This window comes from Streptomyces sp. AM8-1-1, from assembly GCF_032229325.1.
GTDB lineage: Bacteria > Actinomycetota > Actinomycetes > Streptomycetales > Streptomycetaceae > Streptomyces > Streptomyces achmelvichensis.
Map to the genome: position 1 here is coordinate 6,131,752 of NZ_CP135086.1, position 11,719 is coordinate 6,143,470.

The window sequence follows — 11,719 nt, forward strand, 5'->3', positions numbered from 1 at the left end:
TCATCGCTCACCGCCCGCCCCGCCCGCGTTCCAGCAGCCCGGGGCGGCACCGCCCGAGGAGTCAACTGCCGTGCCGGACCCGTCCCCCGGTGGGAAGACCCCACCGCGTCAGCCCCGCTCCGCCCTGCGCACCTCGGTCGTCTGGGAGGTCCTCAAGGACGCTCTGGACCGCCGGGCCAAGGTGACCGGGACGGACAGCCTGGACGTCCTGGACACCGGCGGCGGCAGCGGTTCCTTCGCGGTGCCCGTCGCCCGGCTGGGCCACCGCGTCACCGTGGTCGACCCCAGCCCGAACGCCCTCTTCGCGCTGGAGCGCAGGGCCGCGGAGGCCGGAGTCGCCGACCGGATCAAGGGCGTCCAGGGGGATGTGCACGGCCTCTTCGACGTCGTCGAGCGCGACGGTTACGACGCGGTCCTCTGCCACGGCGTCCTGGAGTACGTGGACGACCCGGCGGAAGGCGTGCGGAACACGGTCGCCGCCCTGCGGGCCGACGGCATCATCAGCCTGCTGGCCGCAGGCCTCGGCGGTGCCGTCCTGGCCCGGGCGCTCGCGGGGCACTTCACCGAGGCCCGGCAGGCGCTGACGGACCCCGCGGGCCGCTGGGGCGACGGGGACCCGATGCCCCGCCGCTTCACCGCGGAGCAGCTCACCACGCTGGCCTCCGACGCCGGTGTGGAGGTCGGCGCGGTGCACGGCGTGCGCGTCTTCGCGGACCTCGTTCCGGGCGTCCTGGTGGACACCGAGCCGCGCGCTCTGGAGGCTCTGCTCAAGCTGGAGGCGGCCGCGGCCGAGCTGCCCGCCTTCCACTCGGTCGCCACCCAGCTGCACGTACTGGGCGAGAAGCGCGGCTGATCAGCGGCGCAGCCGCACATGGAGTACGCCACAGACCCCCCGATCGTGGGCTCGGCCCCGTATGATCGGGGGACACCATCCGGCATGACGGATCGGCGGTTGGGGAATCTACGCCTCAGCAGCCAAGCCGCCATGGCGGCCCGGGCGGTGAACAGGCATAGAGGGCGGGTTTCACGGGGGCGATTCCCTGCCTATCCTGAAAGGGCCGCATACCGGTCGCCCCCCGCGGCCGACGACTAGGAGGACTCCGTGCCGCTCTCGGAGCACGAGCAGCGAATGCTCGAGCAGATGGAGCGAGCGCTGTACGCCGAAGATCCCAAGTTCGCTACAGCGCTTGAGGGAAGCGGGCTGCGTACGTACACCCGGCGACGGGTCTACCAAGCGGTCGCCGGCTTCCTGGTGGGTATCGCGCTCCTCATGGCCGGAATGGTCGCGCAGCAGATCTGGATCAGCGTGGTGGGTTTTCTCGTCATGCTCGGCTGTGCGGTCCTGGCGGTCACCGGATGGCGCAAGGCGCCGAAACCGGGTGAGCAACAGACCCTGGGAGACGCGCCCGCAACCGCGCGTCGCCAGTCCCGTCAGCGCAAGTCGATGATGGACCGGATCGAGCAGCGGTGGCAGCGCCGCCGCGACGAGCAGGGCCACTGAACCACCGCGGACCTCGCGGAGGGCGTCACCGAGCGGGTGAACTGTTCGCGTGAGCGGCCATGGTGGGACGGCAAGGCCCGGGGCTTGGCGTGTGGATCAGGCCCCCGCCCGTGCGCCGGACAGATGCGCCCCGGATGCGGGTGCTTCCGGCCTTCGCGTGCCTCGGGTCCGTGCGGCCCGAATTCCGTCGTCCCCGAGTCCCCGTCTCCGAATCGCCGTCTCCGAATCCCCGTTTGCTGAGTCCCGGCTGCGTCTCCCGGATGGACGAGTCCCGGATCGCCATGCGGACGCCCTGTGCGCCGGAGGCTCGGTGCCGGAATTCCCCGGCCGATCCCGTCCCCGCAGGGCCGGATTTTTGAGTGCTCAGCCCCCTGAATATGACCCCGGCGCATGCGTCGGGGTCGAGAACGGGTGAGGGGCCGACGCCCGAAGCGTCGGCCCCTCACCCGTTCTCGCTGTCCCTCGGCCCGGGCGTCCTCAGCCCCGCTGCCGCGACGGACGGCGCAGCATCCCCGCCCACCGCTCAGGGGCCCAGCGGCTGCCGCGCCAGGTGCTGGTGAGCGAGGACCAGCGGCCCGAGAGGTCCCAGACCACTCGTACGGTCGAGCGGGGCAGCAGCAGTGCCCGCAGCCGGGTCCCACGGCTCGCTCCGGACCGCAGGCCCTCCCGGATCCGGGTCACGTCGTCGCTCAGACCCGTGCCCGGCTTGGGCACCGGGGCATAGAGCACCTGCTCGACAGCGCCCGCGATCCGGTGCACCCCGTCCGCCGCCTCGCCCTCCAGACCGCCGAGCCGCACGATGCGGGCCGCGGTCTTGCGTGCTGTCTGGGACTCGTCCGGCAGGATGCCGAAGTCCCAGGCCGTGTCCGTGACCTCCAGCCAGGCCGCGAGGGTCCGCGCCCCGGCGTCGGCCGGTGTGCGTCCGCCGGAGCCCAGCCGGCGTGCGGTGACTCTCAGCCGCCACAGCATCGGCAGCAGCGGCACACCCACTCCGAGCAGCACGGCCAGACCCACCAGCAGGGTGGTCTTCAACGGGAAGCCCGAATCGCCGGGCGGGGTCAGATCCTGCGGCGCCGCCGCACCGCACTCACCGAGCTGCCGGGCCTGGGCCGGGCAGCGATCGGAGGCGGACGGGGCGACGCTGGGTGCCGTGGAGGCGGTCGCCTCGGGCTGCGTCGGGCTGCTCGGCCCGCCGGACGGCGACTCCGAACGGGTGTACTCGGGTGCGGTGCCCCGGCTCGGGGTCGGCTCGAACCGCGTCCAGCCCACGCCCTCGAAGAACAGCTCCGGCCAGGCGTGTGCTTCCTTCAGACCCACCGACATGCTGCCGTCGGCCAGCGGACTGCCCGGCGTGAAGCCGACCGCGACCCGTGCCGGAATGCCGAGCGTCCGCGCCATGGCGGCCATGGAGAACGAGAAGTGGACGCAGAATCCCTGCTTCTGCTGGAGGAAGCGGGAAATCGCGGAGACGCCCGTACCGGACTGGACTTCGGTGTCGTAGGTGAAGCCGCCGTCGACGGCGAACCAGTCCTGGAGCTTCACCGCCCGCTCGTAGTCGTTCGCGGCGCCCTCGGTGACCTTCTTCGCGGTGTCCTCGACCACGTCCGGCAGGACGTCGGGCACCTTGGTGTACTCGCGCACCAGCGAGGCCGGGGCCGGCGGAGCGCTCGCGAGCTGCTCGGCCGTCGGCTTCACCATCAGGCTGCTGACGGAGTACTTCGCGCCCCGGGTCGACTGGCCGCTGTCGCCGACCACCGTCCGGCCGACGGGCTCGAAGCGCCAGCGGCCCTTGATGTCCACGTCGGTCGCCGGGTAGGGGAGCGGCAGCCAGCTCTGCCGGTAGGAACCGGCGGCCGTGATGTTCGTCCTGATCTCGGTGGCGCCGACCGACGGGCTGAGACCGTCCGGCTGCGGAAGGCGGCGCGGGATATCGGTGATGTCGCGCTGCGAGGTCTTCCACGCCGTGCCGTCGAACTGGTCCAGCGCCACGATCCGCAGATAGAGGTCCTGGGTGTCCGGTGCGTTGGTCCGGTAGCGGATGACCTCGCGGTTGTCGGGCTGCCGCAGGCTGTCCTGGAGGGAGACCAGCGGGTTCACCGCATTGATCGTGCCGCCGCCCCCGCCGCCCGTGCCGTTGCCCGTGGAGGCCAGCAGCCCGCCGTCCAGGGCCGGCAGCGCCGCCGGGACCACGAGCGCCACGCCCAGTGCGAGAGCGCCGATCCGCCGCCCGGTGCGCACCGGGGCGAGCGGATTGCCGCCGGCCGGGTCGAAACCCTGGGCGCTGCGCCCCTGTGCGGGCACGGCTCCGCCGAAGACCCGACCCCACTGCGAGAGCCGGTCCCGGCCCTCGGCCAGCAGGAGCACCAGATAGCCGCAGGCGGCCAGCAGGAACCACAGCCAGCTCGCGCCGCCGCCCGCCAGGCCGGCCGCGACCGAGTAGAGCGCGAGGAGCGGCAGACCGGCGGGTGCGGCGCTGCGGAAGGTCACCGCGAGGGCGTCCACCGTCAGGCCGATCACCATGACCCCGCCGATCACCATCAGGCGGATGCCGTCGGTCGCGGGCGCCGGGATCGCGTACCGCCCGACGTCCTCGCCGCCGGCGGAGAGCAGGGTGCCGAAGTGCTGGAAGGCCTCCGGGCCCGGCAGCACGCCGAGGAGCGCGTGGTCCCGGGCGAAGACCACCGTGAGCAGCAGCAGTCCGACGAGCGCCTGCACGAGGACCGTGAGCGGCCTGGCCAGCGGTACCCGCCGGGTCAGGGCGCCCGCGCCGCTCTGGACGGCCAGCAGGAACGCCGCCTGCACCATCCAGCCGGCCGTGTCGATCAGCGGCAGGATCGCGCCCGATGCCATCACTGTGGCAGCGAACGCGCACAGCGCCAGCCGTCCGCGACCGCTCATGTCCAACCCCCAGAATTGCCGTTCGTGCTGCTGGACTCGGTGCGCTGATGGCCCGCCTGCTGCCACAGATCGGCGAGCGGGGCCCCCGGCGCCACGGCGAGCGCGGTCCAGCCGGACTCCCGCAGCAGCCGCAGCCGCTCGTCGATCGCGCCGGCCACGGCACCGCTCGTCACCCAGGTGCCGCTGTCGAGGACGAAGGCGACGGCGGCGCCGCTGCGATGGCGCATCCGCGCGGCGAGCGTCGCCTGCTCCTCGTCGAGGTCGCCGAAGAACGCGACCAGGAGTCCTTCGTTCCCGCCGCGCAGCACGTCGTACGCCCGGGAGAGCCCGCCGCCGTCGGAGTGGTCGACGACCGCGAGGGTGTCCATCATCAGACCCGCGGAGTCCGCGGACTCCTGGGTCGAGCCTGCGAACCCGTCCGCGCCCTCGCCCGGCACCGAACTGCCGGTGTCGGTCAACAGCCGCACCGCGAAGCCCCGTTCGAGCATATGGACCAGCGCGGACGCGGCGCCCGAGACGGCCCATTCGAAGGCCGAGTCGGGACCGGCCCCCTGGTAGGCGCCGCGCCGGGTGTCGAGCAGCACGGTGCAGCGCGACCGCTGGGGCTGCTCCTCACGGCGCACCATCAGTTCGCCGTAGCGCGCGGTGGAACGCCAGTGCACCCGGCGCAGGTCGTCGCCGTGCCGGTAGGTGCGCGGGATGACGTCGTCGTCGCCGGCCAGCGCCAGGGAGCGCTGGCGCCCGTCGCCGTACCCCGAGGCCTCGCCCGCCAGTCGCACCGGCGGCAGCGACTCCGTCCGCGGGATCACCGTGAGGGTGTCGAACGCGCTGAAGGAGCGGGTCAGTTCGCACATGCCGAACGGATCGCTCAGCCGCAGCTGGAGCGGCCCGAGCGGATAGCGCCCGCGCAGGTCCGACCGCACCCGGTAGGACACCTCGCGGCGTCCGCCGGCCTCCACGCGGTCGAGCACGAACCGGGGCCGCGGGCCGAGGACGTAGGGCACGTGGTCCTGGAGCATCAGCAGTCCGGTGGGCAGCCGCGAGACGTTGTCCATCCGCAGATGCACCCGGGCCTCGGAACCGGCCGGCACCCGCGACGGCGAGAGCCGCCTGCTGCCCGCGACCCGGTAGCGGGTGCGGTAGAGCACCGCCACACAGACCAGGGGCAGCACGGCGAGCAGCAGGCCGACCCGCAGCAGATCGCTCTGCCCGAGGACGTACGCGCAGATCGCCGCGGCGATGCCGGCCGCGAGGAACGAGCGGCCGCGTGTGGTCAGCCCGCCCAGGGCCGCACGCACCCCGCCCGAGGCATTGCCCTCGGTGGCACCGGGGCCCTCGGCCGGCATCACAGCCGCCGGGCGCCGGGCTGCTGGCCGTAGAGCGGCGGCTGGACCGGACGGCCCGCGATGTAGGACGTCTCCGTGCCCTCGGCCGTGGGCACGGGAGTGCGCTGAAGGATCTCCAGCACGACCTGCTCCGCGGTGCGCCGGTTCAACTGGGCCTGGGCGGTGGGCAGCAGACGGTGCGCGAGGACCTGCACCACGAGCGACTGGACGTCGTCCGGCAGTGCGTACTCCCGGCCGTTGAGCGCGGCCGTGGCCTTGGCGGCACGCAGCAGATGCAGCGTGGCACGCGGCGATGCACCGAGTCTGAGGTCCGGGTGGTTACGGGTGGCCGCGACCAGCTCCACCGCGTACCGCCGGACGGAGTCGGCGACATGCACGGTGCGCACGGCGTCGATCAGCTTCACGATGTCGTGCGCGTGCGCCACCGGCTGAAGGTCGTCCAGCGGGGAGACACCGCCGTGCACGTCGAGCATCTGCAGCTCGGCCTCCGCGCTCGGATAGCCGATGGAGACCCGCGCCATGAAACGGTCGCGCTGTGCCTCCGGCAGCGGGTAGGTGCCCTCCATCTCGACCGGGTTCTGCGTGGCCACCACCATGAACGGACTGGGCAGTTCATAGGTGTTGCCGTCCATCGTGACCTGGCGCTCCTCCATCGACTCCAGCAGCGCCGACTGCGTCTTCGGCGACGCACGGTTGATCTCGTCGCCGATCACGATCTGGGCGAAGATCGCGCCCGGTTTGAACTCGAAGTCGCGCTGCTGCTGGTCAAAGATCGACACACCGGTGATGTCCGACGGCAGCAGGTCCGGCGTGAACTGGATACGCCGCACGGAACAGTCGATGGATCGCGCCAGCGCCTTGGCCAGCATCGTCTTGCCCACGCCCGGGACATCTTCGATGAGCAGATGCCCTTCGGCGAGCAGCACGGTCAGCGAAAGCCGTACGACCTCTGGCTTGCCCTCGATCACACCCTCGACCGACCTGCGGACACGATCCGCGGTGGTGGTCAGATCTGTGAGGCTCGCTCGATCGTCATAGGTCGTCACCCGGCCCTCCTCGGCCCGTTCTACGGGCCGGTGCGTATGGAACGGCCCGGCCCACCAAAAACACGAACACCGGTCTCCGGAAGTTCCGGAAGGGTGTCACAGACGCATTCTTGTTGGCGTTACCGCTTCGTGTCACTCGCCTGTGGACAACTGGGAGGGATTTGCCGGATCTGCTGTGTTATCTCCGGGTGTTCGTCCGGTCACACCGCGGGGTCGATCTCCCGCAACAGTCCCTGCTTCACGTCGAAGACAAAGCCGCGGACGTCGTCGGTGTGCACCAGGAAGGGGGAGGTCCGCACCCGCTGCATCGACTGGCGCACGTCCTGGTCGACGTCGCGGAACGCCTCCACCGCCCACGGCGGACGCTGCCCCACCTCTTCCTCCAGCTCGTGCCGGAAGTCCTCGGTCAGCGACTCGAGGCCGCAGCCCGTGTGGTGGATGAGTATGACGCTGCGAGTGCCGAGGGCCCGCTGGCTGATGGTGAGCGAGCGGATGACGTCGTCCGTCACCGCGCCGCCGGCGTTCCGGATCGTGTGGCAGTCGCCCAGTTCCAGTCCGAGCGCGTCGTGCAGATCGAGCCGCGCGTCCATGCACGCGACGACGGCCACCTGGAGCACGGGGCGGGCGTCCATGCCCGGGTCCTGGAAACGGGCTGCGTATCGCTGGTTCGCTTCGACGAGACGATCGGTGACCGTCCCACCCGTACGCGCAGCGTCGGCGGAGTGGTGAGCAGAAGTCGTCATGACAATGACGGTAATGGGCACAGGCCTTCGAGGCCTGCTGTGAGAGGGGACAAAGAACATCAACAGGGCTTGTTGTGAGCTAACCCACAGGGGGGACACGGAAGGGCCCGTTCGGGTGAAGTGCGGTCATGCGCGACGGGTGCGTCACCCCTGCGCGACGCGCCAGCCGGTTGATTGACCGAAGGGGCCGGTGGACTAAAGTGACGCGCAGTTCACCGACACATCCTGCACGTTCACACCCTGCACATTTCCAAGAGTCTCCCCGCGTGTGCGGCATTCACGTACGGCTCGGCCTCCCTCCGCTCGCCGGTCGGTCGAGGCCCGCGGCGGACCTGAGAGGGCGCTTTGAGCAATACCCGACACGTCCCGGTGATGCTCCAGCGGTGCCTGGACCTGTTGGCCCCGGCCCTGGAGCGACCGGGTTCGGTCGTCGTCGACTGCACCCTCGGCCTCGGCGGACACAGCGAGGCACTGCTCACCCGGTTCCCCGAGGCGCGCCTCGTCGCCCTCGACCGGGACAAGGAGGCCCTGCGGCTCTCCGGTGAACGGCTCGCCCCCTTCGGGGACCGGGCCACGCTCGTCCACGCCGTCTACGACGAACTCCCCGATGTGCTGGGCCGCCTCGGCATCCCGCGCGTCGAGGGCGTCCTCTTCGACCTCGGTGTCTCCTCCATGCAGCTCGACGAGGCCGACCGCGGCTTCGCCTACGCCCAGGACGCACCGCTCGACATGCGGATGGACCAGACGACCGGCATGAGCGCCGCCGAGGTGCTCAACACCTACCCGGCCGGCGAGCTGGTGCGGATCCTGCGGGCGTACGGCGAGGAGAAGCAGGCCAAGCGGATCGTCTCCGCGGTCGTGCGGGAGCGTGAGAAGGAGCCCTTCAGCAACAGCGCCCGTCTGGTCGAGCTGATCCGTGACGCGCTGCCGCAGGCCGCCAAGCGCACCGGCGGCAACCCGGCCAAGCGCACCTTCCAGGCCCTGCGCATCGAGGTGAACGGCGAGCTCAGCGTGCTGGAGCGGGCGATCCCGGCGGCCGTCGGGGCGTTGTCGGTCGGCGGCCGGATCGCCGTGCTGTCGTACCACTCGCTCGAGGACCGGCTGGTCAAGCAGGTCTTCGCGGCCGGCGCGGCCAATACGGCCCCGGCCGGTCTGCCCGTCGTCCCCGAGGAGTACCAGCCGCGGCTGAAGCTGCTGACCAGGGGCGCGGAACTGCCGACGGAGGACGAGATCGCCGAGAACCGCCGCGCCGCGCCCGCGCGTCTGAGGGGTGCGCAGCGCATCCGGGAGGACGTGCGGTGAGGCAGGCGCACGGGACTGCCCGGCCGGCCACGGCCGCTGGGGCGTGCTCGCGAAATCCCGCCTGTCCCGCGCCGCCCGGCACGCACCCGCGCGATGCCGACACGCACTCGCGCGATGCCGGCACGCACTCGCGCGATGCCGGCACGCACTCGCGCGATGCTGTCGGAGTCGCCCGAGTACATCTCGTACGAGGGTGCTCCTCCGCCCGGCGATGGCACGCACCGGACGCCGCGGGGCCCGCCCTACGGGCGGACGGCGTTCCTTCTCAAACACGCCCCGGGCCCGTGCCGAGGGGACGGACAGGTCGAGAGGCGATCGGGAGGATGCGGTGAGCGAAGCGGCCAAGCAGCTGAAGGGACGCGCCGCCCGGCTGGCCCGGCTGATGCCGGCAGGACCGAGCACCGCGGCACGTACCCCCTTCGTCCTGCTGGTCGTCGTGCTCCTCGGCGGTGGGCTCATCACACTGCTGCTGCTGAACTCCTCCCTCAACGAAGGCTCGTTCGAGCTGAGCGAGCTCAAGCGGGAGACCACCGAGCTCACCGACGAGCAGCAGGCGCTCCAGCGGGACGTGGACAGTTACTCCGCCCCGGACGCGCTGGAGCGGCGGGCCCGCGAGCTGGGCATGGTGCCGGGCGGCAACCCCGCCTTCATCGATCCGGACGGCACGGTCCGCGGCGTGCCCGGCAAGGCGACGGCCCGGCCTTCGCCCGCCCCCTCACCCCTGGAGATCGCCGAGACCCCGCTGCCGGCGACCGAGCCCACGCCGTCCCCCGTCGCCGTCCCAGCGGCCCCGTCTACCGCGACGGCCTCCTCCGCCCCCGTGTCCGGGGCGCAGCCGCCCGGAGCCGTACCCCGCACGGCGCCCGACGCCCCCGACCCCGCGGCACTCACGCCGTCGAACCCGCCCGCGAAGCCGACCCCCACGCCCCCCGGCAGGTGACGCAGTGCCTCCTCAGCAACCACCGCGCCGCCGGGTGCCAGGGCCCTCCAGGCGGCCGTCCGCACGCCCCCGGCCGCGCACGCCCAAGCCCGGCCCGAGCGCCATCCGGCTCGGCAGTCCGCGCCCCCGGCTGAGGCTGGTCAGCCTCGGACTGACCCTGGTGATGCTGGCCTTCGTCGTACGCCTTCTCCAGGTGCAGGCGGTCGACGCGAGCGCGTATGCGGCCAAGGCGGAGAAGAACCGCTACCTGAGCCATGTGCTCGCCGCCGAGCGCGGAGAGATCACCGACCGGGCCGGAGTCGCGCTCGCCACGAGCGTCGACGCGTACGACATCACGGCCGACCCGAAGATGTTCACGCCCGAGGACAGCAAGTCGCCCAACGCGCCCGAACAGGCCGCCGGACTGCTCGCGCCGATCCTCGGCAAGGACGCCAACGAGCTCGCCAAGAAGCTCAGGACACCCAAGTCCCGCTACACGGTGCTGGCCCGCCGCCAGACCCCTCAGGTCTGGAACCAGATCAAGGATCTCAAGGGCGTCTTCGCCGAGAAGGCCAGGGCCGACAAGGCCAAGGGCGGACCCGGGGGCAATGTGCTCGGCGGCGTGTTCCAGGAGCCGAGCAGCCGACGCGTCTACCCCAACGGTGATCTCGCCGCCGGGATACTGGGTTATGTCAACGCCAACGGCCACGGCGGCGGCGGTATCGAGTCCATGCTCGACAAGCCCCTCGCCGGCGAGGACGGAAAGATCACCTACGCCCAGTCCGGCGGCCGGCGCGTGCCCACCGCCGGCGGCACCCACGAGACCCCGGCCGTGCCCGGCTCGGACATCGAGCTGACCATCGACCGGGACATCCAGTGGGCGGCCCAGCGCGCGATCAGCGAGCAGGTCAAAAAGTCCGCGGCGGACCGCGGCTACGTGATAGTGCAGGACACCCAGACCGGCGAGGTCCTTGCCATGGCGAACGCGCCGGGCTTCGACCCCAACGATCTCTCCGAGGCCAATTCGGCCGCCATGGGCAACGCGGCCCTCCAGGACGCGTACGAGCCCGGCTCCACCGCGAAGGTCATGTCCATGGCCGCCGTGCTGGAGGAGGAGGCGGCCGTCCCCGGCACGCATGTCGTCGTGCCCAACCGGCTGCACCGCGGGGACCGGCTCTTCAAGGACGACATCGACCACCCGACCTGGTACCTCACGCTCAACGGCGTGCTCGCCAAGTCCAGCAACATCGGCACCATCCTGGCGACCGGCCAGCTCGGCAAGACGCAGGCGCAGGCCAACCGCGTACTCCACTCCTACCTGCGGAGGTTCGGACTGGGCAGCCCCAGCGGACTGAACTACCCGGGGGAGACGCCCGGCATCCTCGCGCCTCCCGCCAAGTGGTCGACCTCGCAGCAGTACACGATCCCCTTCGGCCAGGGACTCTCGATCAATGCCATGCAGGCCGCGTCCGTCTACTCGACCATCGCCAACGGCGGCGTCCGTGTGGAGCCGACGATGGTCCGCGGCACCAAGGGCCCCGACGGGCGCTTCACACCGGCTCCGGCACCCAAGAAGACCCGGGTCGTCAGCGAGAAGACCGCGAAGACGCTCGCGACCATGCTGGAGTCGGTCGTCGGCAACGAGGAGGGCACCGGCACCAAGGCCCGTATCCCCGGCTACCGGGTCGCGGGCAAGACGGGCACCGCCAACCGCGTCGACCCGGAGACCGGTCGCTACCGCGGCTACACCGCCTCCTTCGCCGGCTTCGCCCCCGCCGACAAGCCCCGAATCACGGTCTACTGCGCCATCCAGAACCCCACGAAGGGCAGCTACTTCGGCGGCCAGATCTGCGGCCCGATCTACCAGCAGGTCATGGAGTTCGCGCTGAAGACGCTGCAGGTGGCGCCGACCGGCAACGAACCCGCCCGGCTGCCCGTCTCCTTCCAGCCCGGCGAATGACCGG

General features: G+C 71.7%; 9 protein-coding genes. 5 read left to right on the top strand and 4 right to left on the bottom strand.

The genetic code is table 11. The features are described 5' to 3' along the window. Positions 1-70: 70 nt before the first annotated feature. Positions 71-853 carry a class I SAM-dependent methyltransferase gene (locus RPQ07_RS27330; protein WP_313946856.1) on the top strand — a complete coding sequence of 261 codons (783 nt, stop codon included), beginning with the start codon at positions 71-73 and terminating at the stop codon, positions 851-853. 249 nt (positions 854-1,102) lie between these two features. Then, positions 1,103-1,501: a DUF3040 domain-containing protein gene (locus RPQ07_RS27335; protein WP_313946857.1), complete on the top strand. Its 399-nt coding sequence runs from the start codon at positions 1,103-1,105 to the stop codon at positions 1,499-1,501. Between the two features lie 477 nt (positions 1,502-1,978). Here the strand turns inward: RPQ07_RS27335 and RPQ07_RS27340 are convergent, their stop codons facing one another. The 4 genes from RPQ07_RS27340 to RPQ07_RS27355 all read right to left on the bottom strand — a co-directional run bounded on the left by RPQ07_RS27340 (position 1,979) and on the right by RPQ07_RS27355 (position 7,534). Next, positions 1,979-4,399 (bottom strand): DUF3488 and transglutaminase-like domain-containing protein, encoded by a 2,421-nt coding sequence (locus tag RPQ07_RS27340; RefSeq protein WP_313946858.1) that lies wholly within the window; start codon positions 4,397-4,399, stop codon positions 1,979-1,981. Next, entirely contained in the window at positions 4,396-5,745 is a 1,350-nt protein-coding gene (locus RPQ07_RS27345; RefSeq protein ID WP_313946859.1) for a DUF58 domain-containing protein, read from the bottom strand. The genes RPQ07_RS27340 and RPQ07_RS27345 overlap by 4 nt, the downstream gene beginning before the upstream one ends. Continuing rightward, positions 5,745-6,791, bottom strand: coding sequence for a MoxR family ATPase (locus RPQ07_RS27350; protein ID WP_313946860.1), 1,047 nt, complete (start codon positions 6,789-6,791; stop codon positions 5,745-5,747). Before RPQ07_RS27350 ends, RPQ07_RS27345 begins: the two co-directional genes overlap by 1 nt. 200 nt (positions 6,792-6,991) lie before the next feature. After that, a complete protein-coding gene (locus RPQ07_RS27355; RefSeq protein WP_313946861.1) occupies positions 6,992-7,534 on the bottom strand; it encodes a carbonic anhydrase in 543 nt (180 codons plus the stop codon). A 345-nt stretch (positions 7,535-7,879) separates the two neighbouring features. On the opposite strand from RPQ07_RS27355, the gene rsmH reads away from it, so the two are divergent. The 3 genes from rsmH to RPQ07_RS27370 all read left to right on the top strand — a co-directional run bounded on the left by rsmH (position 7,880) and on the right by RPQ07_RS27370 (position 11,715). Then, on the top strand, positions 7,880-8,836 hold the full coding sequence (gene rsmH, locus RPQ07_RS27360; protein WP_313946862.1) for a 16S rRNA (cytosine(1402)-N(4))-methyltransferase RsmH: 957 nt from the start codon (positions 7,880-7,882) through the stop codon (positions 8,834-8,836). Between the two features lie 328 nt (positions 8,837-9,164). Beyond that, complete coding sequence (locus RPQ07_RS27365; protein WP_313946863.1) at positions 9,165-9,776, top strand: FtsB family cell division protein; 612 nt, start codon at positions 9,165-9,167, stop codon at positions 9,774-9,776. Between the two features lie 4 nt (positions 9,777-9,780). Then, the gene (locus RPQ07_RS27370; RefSeq protein WP_313946864.1) at positions 9,781-11,715 is read left to right on the top strand and encodes a penicillin-binding protein 2; all 1,935 of its coding nucleotides are present in this window, start codon (positions 9,781-9,783) and stop codon (positions 11,713-11,715) included. Positions 11,716-11,719 lie beyond the last annotated feature (4 nt).